Below are 19461 nucleotides of genomic sequence, written 5' to 3' on the forward strand. Positions count from 1 at the left end.
AAGGCGAAAGGAACCTACACGCACATGAACACGCCCACCGCCGGCATCCCGCAGGGCATTTCCCTGCCCCACAGCCGCTACATCCTTCCCCAGTTCGAGGAGCGCACCGCCTACGGGTACAAGCGCCAGGACCCGTACAACAAGCTGTTCGAGGACCGTGTGATCTTCCTCGGCGTCCAGGTCGACGACGCCTCGGCGGACGACGTGATGGCCCAGCTGCTCGTCCTCGAGTCCCAGGACCCCGAACGCGACATCGTCATGTACATCAACTCGCCCGGTGGCTCGTTCACCGCGATGACGGCGATCTACGACACGATGCAGTACGTCTCTCCTCAGATCTCCACCGTCGTCCTCGGTCAGGCCGCCTCCGCCGCTTCCGTGCTCCTCGCGGCAGGTGCGCCGGGCAAGCGCCTCGCCCTCCCGAACGCCCGCATCCTGATGCACCAGCCCGCGATGGGCGAAGCGGGTCACGGCCAGGCCTCCGACATCGAGATCCAGGCGCAGGAGATCCTCCGCATGCGCACCTGGCTCGAAGAGACGATGGCCCGGCACACCGGGAACGACGTCGCGAAGATCAACAAGGACATCGATCGCGACAAGATCCTCTCGGCGAACGAGGCGCTGGAGTACGGCATCGTCGATCAGGTTCTGACCACGCGCAAGCGGACGACGCCCGCGCTGACGTCCTGATCGTGCGCGACGGCGGCCTGGTCCTCGGACCGGGCCGCCGTCGTCTTGGGCCCCGCGACACCGCGCGACCCAAATCCCGTCGCACGTCGCCGCCACAGGTTAGGCTCGGAGCACCGCCCGGATCTGACCGGATACGACTGGAGGAGCCTGATGGCACGCATCGGTGAGAGCGCCGACCTCTTCAAATGCTCCTTCTGCGGCAAGAGCCAGAAGCAGGTGCAGCAGCTGATCGCCGGTCCCGGCGTGTACATCTGCGACGAGTGCGTCGAGCTGTGCAACGAGATCATCGAAGAGCGCATGGCGGAGTCCTCCGACGGGGAGGTCGCCGACTTCGATCTGCCGAAGCCGCGCGAGATCTTCTCCTTCCTGGAGGAGTACGTCATCGGTCAGCGCGATGCGAAGCGCGCTCTGTCCGTCGCCGTGTACAACCACTACAAGCGCGTGCGGGCCCGCGGCACCATCCAGTCGGCTGAACAGCGCGCCGACGAGATCGAGATCGCCAAGAGCAACATCCTGCTGCTCGGTCCCACCGGGTGCGGCAAGACCTACCTGGCGCAGACACTCGCAAAGCGCCTGAACGTCCCGTTCGCGGTGGCGGATGCGACCGCGCTCACCGAGGCCGGCTATGTCGGGGAGGACGTCGAGAACATTCTGCTGAAGCTCCTGCAGGCGGCGGACTTCGACACCAAGCGCGCCGAGACGGGCATCATCTACATCGACGAGGTCGACAAGATCGCGCGCAAGGCGGAGAACCCGTCCATCACACGCGATGTCTCGGGCGAGGGCGTGCAGCAGGCCCTCCTGAAGATCCTCGAGGGCACGGTCGCCTCGGTCCCGCCGCAAGGCGGCCGAAAGCACCCGCACCAGGAGTTCATCCAGATCGACACGACGAACGTGCTCTTCATCGTGGCCGGGGCCTTCGCCGGGCTCGAGGAGATCATCTCCTCCCGGGTCGGCAAGCACGGGGTGGGCTTCGGTGCGCCGTTGCACAGCAAGGGCGACGACCTCGATCTGTTCAGTGACGTGCTGCCCGAGGACCTTCACAAGTTCGGCCTGATCCCCGAGTTCATCGGGCGCCTGCCCGTCGTCGCGTCGGTGTCGCCCTTGGACCGCGAGGCACTCATGGAGATCCTCACGGAGCCGAAGAACGCGCTCGTGAAGCAGTATCAGCGGATGTTCGAACTCGATGACGTAGCTCTGGAGTTCGACATCGGCGCTCTCGAGGCGATCGCCGAACTCGCCGTCGCGCGGAAGACCGGAGCGCGCGGCCTGCGAGCGATCCTGGAAGACGTCCTCGGACCGATCATGTTCGAGATCCCGTCGACCGACGACGTCGACAAGGTCGTCGTCACGCGCGCCTCCGTCGAAGAGGGCGCCGCCCCGACCCTCGTCCTCCGCGAGAAGCGCAAGAGCGCCTGACGCTGTCCGAGGTCGGCGCTACGGTTCCGACATGGGCATCATCCGCTACGACACCGCCAGCACGTTCACGGGCTTCATCGCCGATGAGTCGCACTCCCTCGACTGGCTCTTCTCCGTTCCGGGCGGTGACGCGCCGGATGCGGATCTGATGCCCGAGGGCGCGGTCGTGGTGATGGGTTCCACGACGTATTCGTGGGTCCTGGACCACACGTGCGCGCTCAGTCACCCGCAGCGCTGGTTTGCGGACTTCGGTGCGCGACCGGTGTTCGTCTTCACCAGCCGGGAGCTGCAACGCCCGGAGGGTGCGGACGTGCGCTTCGTCTCCGGTCCCGTCTTGGACGCGCTCCCCGCGCTTCGCGCGGCCGCGGAAGCCGGCGATATCTGGATCGTCGGCGGCGGCGACCTCGCGGGGCAGTTCCACGATGTCGGCGCACTGGATGAGATCGCGGTGTCGATCGCGCCCGCCGCTCTTTCCTCGGGTGCGCCCCTCTTCCCCCGGCGCGTCGGACCCGACCGCCTCACACTCGTCGAGGCGCGCGCGGTCGGGGCGTTCGCGCGCGTGCGCTACCGCGTCGCGCCGGCGTCCTGAGGCCTCGGTCAGCCCGTCAAGCCGCGGCGGGTGAGCAGCGGGGCGATCTCGGCATCCCGCCCCCGGAAGTCCCGATACGCCTCGAGCGGGTCCATCGATCCGCCGACACCCAGCACCCGGTCCCGGAACCGATCGCCGTTCGCGCGCGTCAGGCCGCCGTTCTCACGAAACCACTCCACCGTGTCCGCGTCGAGGACCTCGCTCCAGATGTACGAGTAATAGCCCGCGCTGTAGCCACCCGAGAAGACGTGGGCGAAGTACGTGGACGCGTAGCGGGTGGGGACCGCGGGATCATCGAGACCGATGTCCGCCAGAGCCGCCGCCTCGAACGCCTCGACGTCGTCGATGTCCTCCGCCTCCGCGGCGGTCAGGGAGTGCCACGCCTGATCCAACCAGGACGCGGCGAGGTACTCGCTGGTCGCGAAGCCCTGGTTGAACTGCTCGCTGGCGGCCAGACGTTCGACGACCGAGGACGCGAGCGGCTCACCCGTCTCGACATGCACGGCGTAGGAGGCGAGGACCTCGGGCCACGAGATCCACATCTCGTTCACCTGGCTGGGGAACTCGACGAAATCACGGAACACGTTCGTTCCCGCGAAATGCGGATAGGTCACGGTCGCGAAGAGACCGTGGAGGGCATGCCCGAACTCATGGAAGAGCGTCGTCACCTCGTCGAAGCTGAGGAGAGTCGGCTGGCCGTCGCCCGGCCGCGACACGTTGAGGTTGTTCACCACGACGGGCGCCGTAGCACGCAGCCGCGATTGTTCGACGATGGAGTTCATCCACGCGCCGCCGCGTTTCGTGTCGCGCGTGTAGAGGTCCAGCACGAACAGGCCGAGCGCCGAGCCGTCGGCATCGGACACCTCGAAGACGCGCACGTCCGGGTGATACCCGGGGATGTCCGAGCGCTCGGCGAAGGTGATCCCGTACAGCTCGGTGGCGGCGAAGAAGACCCCGTCCCGGAGGACGCGCTCCGCCTCGAACCACGGCAGCAGCGCCGCACGGTCGAGGTCGTAGGTCGCCGAGCGGACGCGTTCGGCGTAGTACGCCCAGTCGTGGGGGGCGAGACGGAACGGGGTGCCCTCGGCATCGATGAGTTCCTGGAGCGCCTGCGCCTCCTTGCGCGCATTCCGGGCGGCGGGTCCGGCGAGCTCGCGCAAGCGGGCATGCACGGCGCTCGGCGACCCCGCGGTCTGGTCCGCCGTGATGTACGCCGCGTGGGATGCGTACCCCAGAAGTTCGGCTCGTCGGGCGCGCAGGCGCACGATCTCGCGCAGCACGGGCCGGTTGTCCCACGCGTTGTCACGACGACCCCGCGCGCGCGACGCTTCCATGATCCGCCGTCGGCTCTCCCGGTCGGTCAGCGACGCCAGGTAGGGATGCCCGGTGAAGAGGGTGAGCGTGACGACGAAGGCGCCCTCGAGCCCTCGGTCCGCCGCCGCTCGCGCCGCCGCGGACAGCTCACCCTCGGTGAGGCCGTCCAGCTGCTCCGCCGACTCGAAGACGACGGCGAGGTCGTTGGTGTCCGCGAGCAGGTTCTTCTCGAATGTGTTGCTCAGCGTGGAAAGACGTGCGTTCAGATCCATGAGCGCGGCCTTCTCGGCACTGTTCAGAGACGCCCCCGCGTGCGTCATCTCGCGATGGTGCCGCTCGACGAGGTAGCGCTGCTCCGGCGCGAGCCCCAGATCGTCCAGGGCATCATGCAGTGTGGCGACCCGCCAGTAGAGGTCGGCGTCCAGTCGGATCGCATCCTGGTGGGCGGACATCAGGGGTGCGAGCTCCTCCTCGATCTGCTGGATCGCGGGGGTCGCGTCTGCCGACGAGACCGTGTAGAAAGCGCGCGCCACGTCGCCGAGGAGTCGACCGCTGCGTTCGAGGGGCACCATCGTGTTGTCGAAGGTCGGCATCGACCGTACCCGTGTGATCGCGTCGATCTCGGCGCGATGCTCCGCGAATGCGGCGCGGAAGGCCGGCAGATAGTGACGGGGCTCGATCGCCGGGTAGTCGGGCATCCCGTACGGGTGAGGGGAGGGCTGGAGGAGGGGGTTCTCGTTCGACACCATGTGCTCCACACTAGGTCTTCGACCGGCCATCACCAAGGATAGTTTGCAAACAAAAAGTTGCAAAGGTATGTTTGCACCCGTACACTCGGCTCATGGACATCACAGAGGACGACGGCCCCGACGACGACGTCGCACGGAGCGCTGCTCGCCACCAGCAGGATCGCGTCCTGGACACGAGCGCACTGCGCGCTCTCGCCCACCCCCTGCGGGTCCGGATGTACGACATCCTCAGCCAGTACGGTCCTCAGACGTCGTCGTCGCTCGCTGCGCGACTGGGGGAGTCGAGCGGATCGATGAGCTACCACTTGCGCGCCCTGGCGAAGCACGACCTCATCCGCGAGGTTCCCGGACGCGGCACCGTGCGCGAGCGTTGGTGGGAACGTCCGCCGGGGGGAATCACCCTGGGACCGGCCGAGGCCGTCGGCACACCCGCGGGGCGCGCCGCTGCGCAACTCGTCACACACGAGGTCATGCGCAATCGCACGCAGCAGCTCACCGACTTCCTGAACACCGGTCTGCACGAAGAGGAGGAGGCGTGGCGGGACGCAGCCCTCGTCTCCACCGCGACGACCCGCATGACCCCGGCGCAGACCGCGCTTCTCCGGGGACGCATCATGGCCCTCATCGACGACGCTGTGGACACGTATCGCCATCAGACGGGCGAGGACGTGCGACCGGTGACGATCCGCGCGGACATCTTCCCGCTCCCCGAACTCGGAGGCGACACATGACCACGCTCACCGCACCCCATCGGCTCACGCGGCACTCCCGGCTGGACCGTACGCTTCTCGCGCTGGCCCGGATGCTGGAGTCCCATGTCTCACGGCGGACCACCGGACGCTCGTTCATCCGCGACACCGCCGACATCACCCACGCCGACCGTCGGGCATGCGCCCGGGCGTGCGGCCAGATCGGAATCCTGCCGCGCTGATCAGGCCCTCAGGCGAAATCGTCCTCGTCATCATGGCGCACGACCGCGTGGCCGTCTTCGTCCAGTTCGACGATGACGCCCGTATCCAGCTCGGCGATCGGTCGCGCTTCGAGCCAGGTCAGGGTCCAGCGGGGCCGGGGCTGACCCAGCTCGTCCACGGGGAGAAGGGCATCGACTCCTCGGATGCCCTCCCGCAGGGTTGCGGGCACCGCCTGGGGCGGTTCGTCTCCCGAAGTCCAGCGAGTACCGACCTGCATCTCACACCTCCGTCTGAGCGAGCTCGATACCGGCCACCGCCGTCGCCTCGCCCTCGATGAACTCGATCTCCTCGATGCGTCCGACCGCCTTGAGGTCGCCCTCAGCCGATGCGAGCGCACGCAGGGCGTCCGGCCTGCCGGCGATCACCGCGCGTCGAACCGGGGTCTTCTGCGAGGCCTTCGCCTCGGTCTTGGCGCGGCGGATGCCGATGAGGGCCTCACCGACGGCGGAGAGCACGGCGGGGTCGCCCTGCGCGCCCGACTCCTGGGGCCAGGACGCGCGGTGCACGGACCCCTCGTTGAACCAGGACCAGGCCTCCTCCGCCGCGAAGGCGAGAACCGGCGCGAACAGCCGCAGAAGCGTCGACAGGGCCGTGCGCAGCGCCGTGACCGCCGACGCCTGGCCCGGGTGGCCCGCGTCGTAGGCCCGCTCCTTCACGACCTCGAGGTAGTCGTCGCAGAAGGTCCAGAAGAACGCTTCGGTGACCTCCAGGGCGCGCGCGTGGTCGTAGGCCTCGAACGCGTGCGTCGCCTCGCGGATCACGCGGTCCAGGGTCGCCAGCATCGAGACGTCGATCGGTTCGGTCGCCGAGCCCAGGTCGTCCGAGGGGAACGACAGGACGAACTTCGCGGCGTTGAGGACCTTGATGGCGAGGCGACGACCGATCTTCACCTGCGTCGGGTTCTGCGGGTCGAAGGCGGCGTCCGCACCGAGCCGGCTGGACGCGGCCCAGTAGCGGACGGCATCCGTTCCGTGCTGGTCGAGGATGTCGGCGGGGGTGACGACGTTGCCCTTCGACTTCGACATCTTCTTGCGGTCGGGGTCCACGATGAAGCCCGAGATCGCCGCATCCGACCAGGGCGCGCGATCATCCTCGAGCGCGCTGCGGAGCATCGTGGAGAACAGCCAGGTCCGGATGATGTCCTGTCCCTGCGGGCGGAGGTCGAACGGGGCGACGGTCTCCCAGAGCTCGGGGTCGCGCTCCCACCCGCCGGCGAGCTGCGGAGTGAGGGAGGACGTCGCCCACGTGTCGAAGATGTCGCGCTCCGCGTCGAAGCCTCCGGGCACGCCGCGCTGATCCTCCGAGTAGCCGCGCGGGACGTCGATCGTCGGATCGATCGGCAGATCCGCCGCGTCCGGAACGATCACCCGCCCGTAGTCGCGCTCTCCGGCCTCATCGAGGGCGTACCAGACCGGGATCGGAACACCGAAGAACCGCTGGCGGGACACCAGCCAGTCGCCGGTGAGGCCGTTGGTCCAGTTCTCGTACCGCACCCGCATGAAGTCCGGGTGCCACGACATGTCCGCGCCGAGGGAGATGAGCTTGTCCCGCAGCTCGGCGTCGCGGGCGCCGTTGCGGAGATACCACTGGCGCGTGGAGACGATCTCGAGCGGGCGGTCCCCCTTCTCGAAGAACTTCACGGGGTGCGAGAACGGGGCGGAGACGGCGCGGAGCACCCCACTGTCCTGCAGCAGCTCCACGATCCGCTTCTTCGCGCTGAAGACCGTCTTCCCGGCGAGCTCGGCGTACGCGGCGCGCCCGGTCTCGGAGACGATCGCGTCGGGTGCGTCGGCGATCACGCGTCCGTCGGCGCCGAGGATCGTCCGGTTGGGCAGATCCAGCTCGCGCCACCAGATGATGTCTGTCACGTCGCCGAAGGTGCAGATCATGGCGATACCCGAGCCCTTGTCGATCTGCGCCAGCGGGTGCGCGAGGACCGGCACCTCGACGTCGAACAGGGGCGTGCGCACGGTGGTGCCGAAGTACGGGGCGTAGCGGTCGTCCGCGGGGTTGGCCACGAGGGCGACGCACGCCGGGAGCAGCTCCGGGCGGGTCGTCTCGATCTCGATGTCACCGGTGCCGTCACTCCTGGCGAAGGCGATCCGGTGGTACGCGGCCTGCTGGTCCCGGTCCTCCAGCTCGGCCTGCGCGATCGCCGAACGGAAGTCGATGTCCCACAGCGTCGGTGCGAGAGCCTGGTAGGCCTCGCCGCGCTCGAGGTTGCGCAGGAACGCGAGCTGGCTGGTGCGGATGGTGTCGTCGGAGATCGTCCGGTAGGTCTGGGTCCAGTCGACCGAGAGGCCCAGCTGACGGAAGAGGTCCTCGAAGGTCTTCTCGTCCTCGACGGTGAGCCGTTCGCACAGCTCGATGAAATTGCGGCGGCTGATGGGCACCTGATCCGCGGCACGGCTGGACTTGTTGTCACCGCCCTCGAACGGCGGCGTGAAGTCGGGGGTGTACGGGAGCGAGGGATCGCAGCGCACACCGTAGTAATTCTGCACACGACGCTCGGTGGGCAGACCGTTGTCGTCCCAGCCCATGGGGTAGAACACCGTCTTGCCGCGCATCCGCTCGAAACGGGCCTTCAGGTCCGTGTGCGTGAAGGAGAAGACGTGTCCGATGTGCAGCGAGCCGGACGCCGTGGGCGGCGGTGTGTCGATCGAGTAGACGCCCTGACGGCCGGATGCGACGGCCGCGCCCCGATCGAAGAGGTAGGTGCCGGCATCCGACCAAGTCCGGTCCCATTTCGACTCGAGGCCCTCCAGGGCGGGCTTGTCGGGGATGTGCGCTTCGGCCATGGTGCTCCTCGAGCGATATGTGCGGCACTGTGTGAGCGTGCCTGAGTGTGGGTCGCCCCGATTCTACGGGAGCACAATGGACGGGATGCCGCAGTTCCCGCCTCCTCCACCGGACTTCCGTCTGCAGACGGAGCGGGTCGAGCTGCGCCCTCTCCGTGATGGCGATGCCGCCGCTCTGCACGCGGTCCTCGGCGACGCCGAGGCGATGACCGCCTACGAGGGCGCCTTCAGCCGCGCGGAGACCCTCGCATGGATCCGGCGACAGCGCGATCGGTACCTCCGCGACGGGACGGGGCTCTGGGCGCTCGTCTCCCGCGAGACCGGCGAGCTCCTCGGTGATACGGGAATCACCCGACAGCGTATCGAGGAGGACGAAGTGTGGGAGGTCGGCTACCACCTCGTCCGGAGCGCATGGGGGAGAGGTCTCGCTCTCGAAGCGGCGGCACGCGCGGTCGGCTGGGCGTTCGACCAGGACGGAGTCGACAGCGTCCATGCCAAGGTGCGGGACACGAACGTGCGCTCGATGAACGTCGCCATCCGACTCGGCATGACGGTGCGGCGGCGTTTCGAGGTCGAGTACCGCGGCATCCGCATGCCGCATCTGGACTTCGCGGTGACCCGTGCCGAATGGTCGGCCGCGCGGCAGTCGCCCCGCACGCACTAGAATCGTCCGCACAGACATCGATCCGGCCATCACCGGGGAGTCGTCGGAAGAACGGGGCGCGAGCCCTCAGTAGAACCGAACGGGGCAGGCCCGTCACAGCCGTGGGAAGAGTGGGTGGGAGTTCCCGCCAAGCAGGGTGGTACCGCGGCTCGCAAGGGTCGTCCCGGCGTGATCCGACCGTCCGGCTGCGAGAGTGCGATGACCTACCCACAGAACTCCGACGAACCCGTCGTCCCCAGTCCCCGCCTGCCCGACATCGAGGCCGACACGCTCGCATTCTGGAAGAGCGACGACACCTTCCGGGCCTCGATCGCCGCCCGCGAGGGGGCGCCCGAGTGGGTGTTCTACGACGGGCCTCCATTCGCCAATGGACTGCCGCACTACGGTCACCTCCTCACCGGATACGCCAAGGACCTCTTCCCGCGCTTCCAGACCATGCGCGGCAAGCGGGTGGACCGTGTCTTCGGATGGGACACCCACGGCCTTCCGGCCGAGCTCGAGGCGATGAAGCAGCTGGGCATCACCGAGAAGAGCGAGATCGAGCAGATGGGGATCGCGACCTTCAATGCCAAGGCGCGTGACTCCGTGCTCGCCTACACGCGCGAGTGGGAGGACTACGTCACCCGACAGGCGCGCTGGGTCGACTTCGAGCGCGGCTACAAGACGCTGGACACCGGCTACATGGAGTCCGTCCTCTGGGCGTTTAAGAGCCTCTACGACAAGGGGCTCGCCTACGAGGGCTACCGGGTGCTGCCCTACTGCTGGCGGGACGAGACCCCGCTCTCCAGCCACGAGCTGCGCATGGACGACGACGTCTACAAGATGCGTCAAGACCCGTCGGTGACCGTCACCTTCCCCCTGGTGGGCGCGAAGGCGGAAGCGCTCGGGCTCACCGCGGTGCGCGCTCTCGCGTGGACGACGACACCCTGGACGCTTCCGACGAACCTGGCCCTCGCGGTCGGTCCCGACATCGTCTACGCGGTGGTGCCCGGAGGACCGCTCGGTGCGGCCGATGTGCACCGGGACGCGTCCGGTCGACCGGATGAGGCGATCGAGGCGACCGCGCACGAGTATCTGCTCGCCGAGGATCTCCTCGCCGGGTACGCGAAGGACCTGGGCTACGAGACCGCGGAGGATGCGCGGGCCGCGGTGAGCCGAACCGTCCGCGGCGCCGACCTCGCGGGCGTGGCCTACGACCGACTGTTCGACTACTACGCGGATGCCGACACCTGGGGCACGGGATCGGCCTGGCAGATCCTCGTTGACGACTACGTCACCACGACCGACGGCACCGGCATCGTCCACCAGGCTCCCGCGTACGGCGAGGACGACCAGCGCGTCGCGGAGTCCGCCGGCATTCCGACGATCCTGTCGCTCGACGACGGCGGTCGCTTCCTTCCCGCCGTCACGGATGTGGCGGGGGAGCTCTGGATGGACGCGAACCGTCCCCTCATCCGCCTTCTGCGGGACGCCGGCCGCCTCCTCCGCGAGGCCAGCTACGAGCACTCCTACCCGCACTGCTGGCGCTGCCGGAACCCCCTGATCTACAAAGCGGTATCGAGCTGGTTCGTCCGGGTCACCGAGATCAAGGACCGTCTGCTCGAGGTCAACGACCAGATCACGTGGGCGCCCGAGAACGTAAAGCACGGGCAGTTCGGCAAGTGGCTCGAGGGCGCACGCGACTGGTCCATCAGCCGGAACCGGTACTGGGGCTCCCCGATCCCGATCTGGAAGAGCGACGATCCGACCTACCCGCGTGTGGACGCGTACGGTTCGCTGGCGGAACTGGAACGCGACTTCGGCGACCTCCCGCGGAACGACGCCGGTGAGATCGATCTCCATCGGCCCTACATCGATGCCTTGACGCGGCCGAACCCGGACGATCCCACGGGCCGCTCGCGGATGCGCCGTATCGAGGACGTGTTCGACGTCTGGTTCGACTCGGGATCGATGCCCTACGCGCAGGTCCACTACCCGTTCGAGAACCGGGACTGGTTCGACGAGCACTCGCCGGCGGACTTCATCGTCGAATACATCGGTCAGACCCGCGGATGGTTCTACGTCATGCACGTGCTCTCGGTGGCGCTGTTCGACAGGCCGGCATTCACGGGGGTCAGCTGCCACGGCATCGTGCTCGGGAGCGACGGGCAGAAGATGTCCAAGTCCCTGCGCAACTACCCCGACGTGTCCGAGGTGTTCGACCGCGACGGTTCGGACGCCATGCGGTGGTTCCTGATGTCGAGCTCGGTCCTGCGCGGGGGCAACCTCGTCGTGACGGAGGAGGGAATCCGCGCCGGGGTCCGCGAGTTCCTCCTGCCTCTGTGGAACGCGTGGTACTTCTTCGCCACGTACGCCAACGCGGCCGGCGCGGACGGAGCGGGCTACGACGCGAGGTGGCGGACGGACTCGACCGATGTGCTCGACCGGTACATCCTCGCGCTGACCGGCGACCTCGTCACCGCGGTCGCCGCAGACCTCGAGGCCCTGGATTCCACCAGTGCGGCCGAGAAGCTCCGCGACTTCACCGAGGCCCTCACGAACTGGTACATCCGCCGCTCCCGCGACCGCTTCTGGGAGGGCGTGGCGGAGGACCCGTCCCGTCGGGAGGCGTTCGACACCCTCTACACCGTCCTCGAGACCCTCACCCGCGTCGCCGCGCCGCTCATCCCCCTCGTGGCCGAGCGCATCTGGCAGGGCCTCACGGGCGGACGCAGCGTGCACCTGCAGGAGTGGCCCGACGCGACCGCGTTCGCGTCGGCATCCGACATCCGCCGGGCGATGGATGCCGTCCGCGAGGTGTCACGGGTGGCCAACGCCCTTCGCAAGAAGGAGGGCAAGCGCGTCCGGCTGCCGCTGTCGCGTCTGACCGTCGTGCTTCCCGACGCCGCGGCCCTCGCGCAGTTCGAGGCGATCCTCCGGGATGAGCTCAATGTCAAGACCGTAGGGCTCGAGAACCTCTCGGAGGACACCGCGGGGGAGTACGGCATCACCCACCGGCTCGCGGTGAACGCCCGCGCCGCGGGGCCCCGCCTGGGGAAGAACGTCCAGCAGGTGATCCGGGCCGCGAAGGCGGGCGAGTGGACCGAGGTCGACGGTGTCGTCACGGCGGGCGGCATCGGGCTCGAGCCGGCGGAGTACGATCTCGTGCTCGAGACCGCCGGCCGACCCGAGGGTGAAGCACTCGCCCTTCTCCCCGGCGGCGGGTTCGTGCTTCTGGACACCACGACGACGCCGGAGCTGGAGGCGGAGGGACTGGCGCGCGATGTCATCCGCGCCGTCCAGGACACCCGGAAAGCGGCCGGCTTCGACGTCAGCGACCGTATCCGCCTCGGCCTGGTCTTCCGCGACGCCGAAGACGGCGCCGCCGTGGAGACGGCCTTCGAGATCGCCGACATCGCGGGGGAGACCCTCGCCGTCGAGCATTCGGTATCGGTCGCGGGGCGTGACCGACAGGCCGGGACCGCGGACGAGCACTCCCTCGGAACCGCGCCGGAGTTCTCGAACGACGTGCCGGCCGGCACCTACGCCAACCGCGGCGACTTCGTCGTCTCGGTGACTCGATTGGAGACCGACCGATGAGCGACCGCACGCGTGCCGACGAGGTCTACGCCGAGCTCCTGACGCGCCAGGGCGAACAGTGGGTCGAGCCGCGCATCGAACGCACCCGACGCCTGCTGGAGTACCTCGACGACCCTCAGCGGACGTACCGTGTCATCCACATCACCGGCACCAACGGCAAGACCTCCACGGCCCGGCTGATCGAGAGTCTGCTGCGGAGCCTCGGGCTGAGGACGGGCCTGTTCACCAGCCCGCATCTGATCCGGTTCACCGAGCGGATCGTCGTCGACGGCGAGCCGATCGCCGACGCGGCCGTCGTGCAGGCGTGGGACGAGGTCGCGCCCTTCGTCGCGCTCGTCGACGCCGAGCTGACGGAGGCGGGCGACGCGCCGCTGACGTTCTTCGAGCTGCTCACGGTGATCGCCTTCGTGGCGTTCTCCGACGCCCCGGTGGACGTCGCCGTGGTCGAGGTCGGCATGGGCGGCGCCTGGGACTCCACGAACACCGCGGACGGCGACGTGGCGGTCTTCACCCCGGTGGGGCTGGATCACACGGACCGACTCGGCGACACCCTCGCCGAGATCGCCACGGTGAAGTCCGGCATCATCAAGCCGGACGCCGTCGTGGTCTCGGCGCGTCAAGACGATGCGGTCGCGGACGTCCTCCGCGACGCCGCGGCGGCGGCGCCCGCGCGCATCGCTTTCGAGGGCAGCGACTTCGGTCTCGCCGAGCAGAGGCTCGCCGTCGGCGGCCAGCTCCTGACGGTGCGGGGCCTGGCCGGTGAGTACAGCGAGCTCTACCTGCCCCTGCACGGGGCCCACCAAGGACAGAACGCGGCGCTCGCCGTCGCGGCCGTGGAGGCTCTCGTCGGCGCCGGGACGCGCGAGCTGTCCTCGGAGGCGATCCTCGAGGCGTGGGCGGAGGTGTCCTCACCGGGTCGGCTCCATCTCGCGGGGATCGAGCCGACCGTCCTCGTGGATGCCGCGCACAACCCGCACGGAGCGATAGCGCTCGCCGCCGCCCTCCGGCAGTCCTTCGACTTCAGGGAATGGGGCGTCGTGCTGGGGGTCCTGGAGGACAAGGACGTCGAGGGGATCGTCGAGGCCCTCGCTCCCGTCGCCGCGCACGTCTTCGCGACCGCGCCCTCCTCCGAACGGGCCTCCGATGAAGACGTCGTCGCGGATGCCGCCGAGCGGCGCGGGCTCTCCGTCACCGTGCACCGCGATCTCGAGGATGCCGCGGGCTCGGCTCGCGAGTGGGCGGCGTCGACGAGCGGTCGCGCGGTGGTCGTGGCGGGGTCGGTCATCCTGGCCGGCGAAGCGCTCGCGCTGGCCGAGGCGCAGGCATGGAAGGGAGCCGTCGATGGCGCGTGAGAGGACACCGAGGATCCGGCGTCCGCGCGGGGCGCAGGAGTCGCTTGCGTCGATCGTGCTGTCGTTCGAGGCGATCATCGCGTTCCTCGGCGGCTTGACGATCTACGGCCTGCGCGCCCTTCCCGAGCCGGTCCCGGCATGGTGGGGGATCGTCGCGGGGTCGGTGGTGGCGACGCTCATGATCGTCACCGCGCGGCTGGTGCGCCATCGATGGGGGATCGCCCTCGGGTGGGCGCTACAGGTGCTCGTGGCCCTGGGAGCGTTCCTGGTGCCGGCACTCGCCCTCGTCGCCCTCATTTTCGGCGGCATGTACGCGTATGCGACGATCAAGGGAGGCGCGCTCGACAGGCGCAACGCCCGGCTCGCCACCACCCTCGACGACGACGCACCCCAGGAGAACACAGAGCGATGACCACCGAAGAGACCCTCGTCCTCATCAAGCCGGACGGCGTCGCGCGCGGCCTCACCGGCGCGATCCTCGCCCGCATCGAGGCGAAGGGATACGCGCTCGTCGACCTCCGTCTCGTCGAACCCGAGCGCGAGCGCCTCGAGCGGCACTACGCCGAGCACGAGGGGAAGCCGTTCTACGAGCCGCTCCTCGAGTTCATGATGTCGGGCCCTTCCGTCGCGATCCGTCTGGCCGGCAACCGCGTCATCGAGGGCTTCCGATCGCTGGCCGGAACCACGGACCCGACGACGGCCGCCCCCGGCACGATCCGAGGAGACCTCGGACGGGACTGGGGGCTGAAGGTGCAGCAGAACCTGGTGCACGGCTCGGACAGCCCGGAATCCGCCGCACGCGAACTCGGTATCTGGTTCGGCTGAGCGGCGTCACCCGAACAGGGTCTGCAGGATGTTCGGGATCGCGTTCATCTCCAGCTGCGCCAGCAGGAGGATCACCGCGTAGCTGATGATCGCGGCCAGGGGGATCCACACCCCGAGACCCCGAGCGGTGCGGCGGGCGCGCGCCGACACCGGCAACACCCCGCCGGCGAAGAGGTGCAGGACGACCGCGTAGAACGTGGGGATCGTCACCGCCCATGTGACCATGCACCACGGGCAGAGCGTGTTCAGCTCGTAGATGCTCTGCCCGATCAGCCAGAGGACGAAGCCGAACGCGAACGTGAGCCCGCCGGTGAACGCGATCCAGAACCAGCGCGAGAACCGCGCACCGGCGAGGAGGGCGGCGCCGACGACGATCGGCGCGATCCATCCGCTGAGACCGAGCAGCGGATTCGGGAATCCGAACACGCTGCCCTGCCATGAGTCGAGGTTCGCCGAGCACTGCACGAGGACGCTGAAGTCGCACGATGCCCCCTCGCCCGGATTCGTCAGGGCGTGCAGCTTCTCGAGCGTCAGCTGGAACGCCGCCCACCAGCCGACCACACCGGCGACGATGAGCCAGACCGCGAGGACCGTGGGGCGGGAGCGGGGGGAGTCGGGCATCCCCGGATTATTCCACCGTGGGCCGCGCGTCTCCTCTCGGCCGGCCGTGAGAATCCTCCGCGACCGGCTCGTCGCAGCCGACCCGCCCATGCCGCGTGTGGGCAATCAGTGCGGGATAGTGCGATAATGGCTCCCGATGCACCGCGGCCGCGCCGCGTCGTGCATCACCGAAGACTTCAGGGCGATGAACGCCCTTCGCAACGGCAGGTCCCGCCGCCACAGCCGGGATCCCGTTGTAGACCGAGTGAGTTCGCGGCACCGCAGGTGCGGCACCGCACGAGATTTCGCCGGGCGACGCGCGGTGTCGCCCCGCTGGGAGTACGGCAGCGATGGCCGATGGCACACACGACGAGACCGACAACCGTTCCGACACGGGGAGCACTGCGCCAGCGCCCGCGGAGGGACTAAGTTCCCCGGTGTCCACGGATGCGGACGGCACGGTGAACGAGACCGTCACCACGGATGACGGCCCGCGCGTCGCGAGCGCGGAGGGCGCGACAACGGACGACGCCGGTGCGGAGGACGCGGCATCCGGCGCACCGGAGCCTGCCGAAGACGCGGAGTCCCCGGCTTCCGAGGACGACGCCGCCGAGCGCTCCCCGGCCGGGTCGGCGGAGCCCGAAGAAGCGGCGTCCGCTCCGACCGGACCGCCGACCGCGGTGAGCCTCGGGCTCCTGCCGGAGACCTTCGTGTCGGCCGTCAGCACGCAGCTGCACTTCTACGCGCCCGCGATCGAGGTCCTGCCCGCTCTGCCGGAGGAGAACCCCGAACCCGACGAGGAACCGCGTTCCTCCAACCGCCGGCGCAGTCGTCGCCGGGGCGGCGCGGAATCCCCGGACGAGCGCCCCGCCTCCCCGCCGGCGCGTCAGCGGGCGGTGGAGCTCATCACCGAGCCGCAGCGGATCAAGGGGTCGACCCGCCTGGAGGCCAAGAAGCAGCGTCGCCGGGACGGGCGCGAAGCCGGCCGTCGCCGCGCGGTCGTGACCGAGGCGGAGTTCCTCGCGCGTCGTGAGGCCGTCGACCGGGAGATGATCGTGCGCTCCAAGAGCGGGCGCATCCAGATCGCCGTGCTCGAGGACAACGTCCTCGTCGAGCATTACGTGGCGCGGAACCAGGATGCCTCCCTCATCGGCAACGTCTATCTCGGTCGCGTGCAGAACGTCCTCCCCAGCATGGAGGCCGCGTTCGTCGACATCGGGCGGGGACGCAATGCGGTGTTGTACTCCGGCGAGGTCGACTGGGATGCGGTCGAGACGGGCAATCAGCCCCGGCGCATCGAGCTCGCCCTCAAGTCGGGCGACCGCGTCCTCGTCCAGGTGACGAAGGACCCCGTGGGGCACAAGGGCGCACGGCTCACGAGCCAGATCTCGCTTCCGGGCCGGTACCTGGTGTACGTCCCCGGCGGAGCGATGAACGGCATCTCGCGCAAGCTCCCCGACACCGAACGCGCGCGCCTGAAGAAGATCCTCAAGGAGGTGCTCCCGGAGTCCTCGGGCGTGATCGTGCGCACCGCGGCCGAGGGAGCGACCGAGGACCAGCTCACGCGCGACGTGCAGCGACTCACCACCCAGTGGGAGCACATCAGCAGCCAGGTCCAGTCGATCTCGGCCCCGGCACTGCTCCATTCCGAGCCCGATCTCCTGGTCAAGATCGTGCGGGACGTCTTCAACGAGGACTTCACTCGCATGCTCATCCAGGGGGACGAGGCTCTTCAGACCATCAGCCGCTACCTGGAATCGGTGGCCCCCGACCTCCTGGAGCGCGTCGTCGCGTACGAGGGCGACCGCGATCCCTTCGATGAGTACCGGGTCACCGAGCAGATCGAGAAGGCGCTCGACCGGAAGGTCTGGCTGCCCTCGGGAGGCTCGCTGGTCATCGACCGCACCGAAGCCATGACCGTCGTCGACGTGAACACCGGGAAGTTCGTCGGCTCCGGGGGCAACCTCGAAGAGACCGTCACGAAGAACAACCTCGAGGCGGCCGAGGAGATCGTCCGCCAGCTGCGCCTGCGCGACATCGGCGGGATCATCGTCGTCGACTTCATCGACATGGTGCTCGAGTCCAATCGCGATCTGGTCCTGCGCCGCCTCGTCGAGTGCCTGAGTCGCGATCGCACGAAACACCAGGTCGCTGAGGTCACGTCGCTGGGCCTCGTCCAGATGACCCGCAAGAAGCTCGGCCTGGGGCTCCTGGAGACGTTCAGCGAGGCGTGTGACGTGTGCGCCGGCCGCGGTGTGATCGTCCACCACGATCCCGTCGTGAAGCACCGCGCCGCCGCGTCGAACGGAACCTCCTCGAATCGACGGTCCCGCGGGAACAACGGCGCGGCGTCGAACGGCGGGTCGCAGGCCTCGCACGGCACGCATGTGATCACCGAAGGCGTGAAGTCGGCGCTCGCCCAGATCGCGGCGTCCACGATCCACCACCCCGACGACGCGGCTGCGGCCGGGGCGTCCACGGACAGCGCGGCGATCCTGCCGGCCGCGGCGGAGGAGCCGCGCACCGAAGCCGCGCCGTCCGAGCGCCCCAAGAAGGCCCGCAAGAAGCGGTCCGAGTCCGGAGGTGCACCCAAGACGGAGAAGGACCTGCTGCTGGACTCGGTCCTCAGCGCCCTTCCCGAGCCGAAGGCGCCCGGGCAGGGACGCGGACGACGCCGGGTCACCACGGCGGCTCTCACCGGCACGCCGGTGGTCCACGACCCCTCGGCAGCGTCGGAGGACCGAAGCTAGAGCGATCGTCGCTGGCGCGCCGTCACCCGCAGTCCTGACGCGATGAGACGGCGCACCAGCTCACGGCCGCCGACATGCTGCGCCCCCGCGGCGACAAGGCGGTCATGGGCGTCGGCGGGGACGTCGTAGTGGTCCCGATCGAAACCGCGGCGGGGGATGCCGTTGCGCTCCGCGAAGGCGTGCAGTTCCTCCAGATCCGCGTCGCTGACCAGGTGAGCCCACAGCCGACCGTGTGCGGGCCACATCGGGTCGTCGATCAGGATCGCCATGGCCAGATCGTATCCAGTCGGATGCATCGAGCACTCCGTGACGACACGCGATCATCGGCTTTTGCGGCTCGGCCCAGCATCCGGTAACCTAGACCCTTGGTGCGTCCCGTTCCGACCTCACCGTCGGGCGAAGAGAGCAATGCTTCCGCACCAGTGACTTCCCAGTCTCACAAAGACAACCGGAGCCGTGCGCTCCCAAGACGAAACAGGTGTGAAGTGGTTTACGCAGTTGTGCGCGCCGGCGGCCGGCAGGAGAAGGTCGAAGTGGGCACCATCGTCGTGCTCGACCGTCAGGCCGCTTCGATCGGCGATGAGATCCAGTTGCCCGCGGTGCTGCTCGTCGACGGTGACGCCGTCACGACCGACGCGGACAAGCTCGCGAAGGTGTCCGTCACCGCGGAGGTCCTCCGTGAAGAGCGCGGGCCGAAGATCGTGATCCAGAAGTTCAAGAACAAGACCGGCTACAAGAAGCGCCAGGGGCACCGTCAGGACCTCACGCGCGTCAAGATCACCGGCATCAAGTAAGCGCGAGGAGACGCAGAGATGGCACACAAAAAGGGCGCGAGCTCTACCCGCAACGGTCGCGACTCTAACGCACAACGTCTGGGCGTGAAGCGCTTCGGCGGCCAGGTGGTCAGCGCCGGCGAGATCCTCGTCCGTCAGCGCGGCACCCACTTCCACCCCGGCGCGAACGTCGGTCGCGGTGGCGATGACACGCTGTTCGCCCTCTCGGCCGGCGCGGTCGAGTTCGGCAACAAGGGCGGCCGGAAGGTCGTCAACATCGTCGCAGCCGCGGAGTGATCCGAGGTTCCACGAACCACTTCGGCGAGGGGCGGGCTTCGGCTCGCCCCTCGCTTTTTCCATACAGACAGCGGCTCGGCCTCGAGCGCAA

Annotated in this window: 18 protein-coding genes; 13 read left to right on the plus strand and 5 right to left on the minus strand. The window is 68.8% G+C overall.

Annotated features, from left to right (window positions below; translation table 11 throughout):
• Positions 1-24 precede the first annotated feature (24 nt).
• From ABXJ56_RS13260 to ABXJ56_RS13270, 3 genes are all read left to right on the plus strand, one after another.
• Positions 25-690: an ATP-dependent Clp protease proteolytic subunit gene (locus ABXJ56_RS13260; RefSeq protein WP_354000211.1), complete on the plus strand. Its 666-nt coding sequence runs from the start codon at positions 25-27 to the stop codon at positions 688-690.
• A gap of 150 nt (positions 691-840) precedes the next feature.
• The gene (gene clpX / locus ABXJ56_RS13265; RefSeq protein WP_354000212.1) at positions 841-2109 is read left to right on the plus strand and encodes an ATP-dependent Clp protease ATP-binding subunit ClpX; all 1269 of its coding nucleotides are present in this window, start codon (positions 841-843) and stop codon (positions 2107-2109) included.
• Between the two features lie 31 nt (positions 2110-2140).
• The gene (locus ABXJ56_RS13270) at positions 2141-2698 is read left to right on the plus strand and encodes a dihydrofolate reductase family protein (RefSeq protein WP_354000213.1); all 558 of its coding nucleotides are present in this window, start codon (positions 2141-2143) and stop codon (positions 2696-2698) included.
• A gap of 8 nt (positions 2699-2706) precedes the next feature.
• On the opposite strand, the gene ABXJ56_RS13275 is transcribed toward ABXJ56_RS13270, so the two are convergent.
• Positions 2707-4761 carry a M3 family metallopeptidase gene (locus ABXJ56_RS13275; protein ID WP_354000214.1) on the minus strand — a complete coding sequence of 685 codons (2055 nt, stop codon included), beginning with the start codon at positions 4759-4761 and terminating at the stop codon, positions 2707-2709.
• A gap of 92 nt (positions 4762-4853) precedes the next feature.
• On the opposite strand from ABXJ56_RS13275, the gene ABXJ56_RS13280 reads away from it, so the two are divergent.
• Both ABXJ56_RS13280 and ABXJ56_RS13285 read left to right on the plus strand, forming a co-directional pair.
• On the plus strand, positions 4854-5492 hold the full coding sequence (locus ABXJ56_RS13280; protein WP_354000215.1) for a helix-turn-helix domain-containing protein: 639 nt from the start codon (positions 4854-4856) through the stop codon (positions 5490-5492).
• Complete coding sequence (locus tag ABXJ56_RS13285) at positions 5489-5692, plus strand: hypothetical protein (protein ID WP_354000216.1); 204 nt, start codon at positions 5489-5491, stop codon at positions 5690-5692. The genes ABXJ56_RS13280 and ABXJ56_RS13285 overlap by 4 nt, the downstream gene beginning before the upstream one ends.
• Positions 5693-5700: 8 nt before the next feature.
• Here ABXJ56_RS13285 and ABXJ56_RS13290 read toward each other — a convergent pair whose 3' ends face one another.
• A complete protein-coding gene (locus ABXJ56_RS13290; protein ID WP_435405001.1) occupies positions 5701-5901 on the minus strand; it encodes a hypothetical protein in 201 nt (66 codons plus the stop codon).
• 49 nt (positions 5902-5950) lie between these two features.
• Positions 5951-8530 carry a valine--tRNA ligase gene (gene valS / locus ABXJ56_RS13295; RefSeq protein WP_354000218.1) on the minus strand — a complete coding sequence of 860 codons (2580 nt, stop codon included), beginning with the start codon at positions 8528-8530 and terminating at the stop codon, positions 5951-5953.
• An 85-nt stretch (positions 8531-8615) separates the two neighbouring features.
• Between valS and ABXJ56_RS13300 the strand changes: the two genes are divergently transcribed.
• The 5 genes from ABXJ56_RS13300 to ndk all read left to right on the plus strand — a co-directional run bounded on the left by ABXJ56_RS13300 (position 8616) and on the right by ndk (position 14950).
• Positions 8616-9194: a GNAT family N-acetyltransferase gene (locus ABXJ56_RS13300; protein ID WP_354000219.1), complete on the plus strand. Its 579-nt coding sequence runs from the start codon at positions 8616-8618 to the stop codon at positions 9192-9194.
• 198 nt (positions 9195-9392) lie between these two features.
• Positions 9393-12773 carry an isoleucine--tRNA ligase gene (gene ileS, locus ABXJ56_RS13305; protein ID WP_354000220.1) on the plus strand — a complete coding sequence of 1127 codons (3381 nt, stop codon included), beginning with the start codon at positions 9393-9395 and terminating at the stop codon, positions 12771-12773.
• Positions 12770-14125 (plus strand): bifunctional folylpolyglutamate synthase/dihydrofolate synthase, encoded by a 1356-nt coding sequence (locus ABXJ56_RS13310; RefSeq protein ID WP_354000221.1) that lies wholly within the window; start codon positions 12770-12772, stop codon positions 14123-14125. The genes ileS and ABXJ56_RS13310 overlap by 4 nt, the downstream gene beginning before the upstream one ends.
• Complete coding sequence (locus ABXJ56_RS13315) at positions 14115-14537, plus strand: DUF4233 domain-containing protein (RefSeq protein WP_354000222.1); 423 nt, start codon at positions 14115-14117, stop codon at positions 14535-14537. The genes ABXJ56_RS13310 and ABXJ56_RS13315 overlap by 11 nt, the downstream gene beginning before the upstream one ends.
• Entirely contained in the window at positions 14534-14950 is a 417-nt protein-coding gene (ndk, locus tag ABXJ56_RS13320) for a nucleoside-diphosphate kinase (protein ID WP_354000223.1), read from the plus strand. Before ABXJ56_RS13315 ends, ndk begins: the two co-directional genes overlap by 4 nt.
• Positions 14951-14956: 6 nt before the next feature.
• Here ndk and ABXJ56_RS13325 read toward each other — a convergent pair whose 3' ends face one another.
• Complete coding sequence (locus tag ABXJ56_RS13325) at positions 14957-15571, minus strand: vitamin K epoxide reductase family protein (protein ID WP_354000224.1); 615 nt, start codon at positions 15569-15571, stop codon at positions 14957-14959.
• A 329-nt stretch (positions 15572-15900) separates the two neighbouring features.
• Here ABXJ56_RS13325 and ABXJ56_RS13330 point away from each other — a divergent pair, with 329 nt between their 5' ends.
• Positions 15901-18300, plus strand: a complete 2400-nt coding sequence (locus tag ABXJ56_RS13330) for an Rne/Rng family ribonuclease (RefSeq protein WP_354000225.1) — start codon at positions 15901-15903, stop codon at positions 18298-18300.
• Here ABXJ56_RS13330 and ABXJ56_RS13335 read toward each other — a convergent pair.
• Positions 18297-18569, minus strand: a complete 273-nt coding sequence (locus ABXJ56_RS13335) for a DUF4031 domain-containing protein (protein WP_354000226.1) — start codon at positions 18567-18569, stop codon at positions 18297-18299. The genes ABXJ56_RS13330 and ABXJ56_RS13335 overlap by 4 nt on opposite strands.
• A gap of 216 nt (positions 18570-18785) precedes the next feature.
• Between ABXJ56_RS13335 and rplU the strand changes: the two genes are divergently transcribed.
• Both rplU and rpmA read left to right on the plus strand, forming a co-directional pair.
• On the plus strand, positions 18786-19094 hold the full coding sequence (rplU, locus tag ABXJ56_RS13340; protein ID WP_354000227.1) for a 50S ribosomal protein L21: 309 nt from the start codon (positions 18786-18788) through the stop codon (positions 19092-19094).
• Positions 19095-19112: 18 nt separating this feature from the next.
• Positions 19113-19370 carry a 50S ribosomal protein L27 gene (gene rpmA / locus ABXJ56_RS13345; protein ID WP_053548268.1) on the plus strand — a complete coding sequence of 86 codons (258 nt, stop codon included), beginning with the start codon at positions 19113-19115 and terminating at the stop codon, positions 19368-19370.
• Positions 19371-19461 lie beyond the last annotated feature (91 nt).

The sequence above is a fragment of the Microbacterium aurantiacum genome, assembly GCF_040532595.1.
GTDB classification, from domain to species: domain Bacteria; phylum Actinomycetota; class Actinomycetes; order Actinomycetales; family Microbacteriaceae; genus Microbacterium; species Microbacterium chocolatum_B.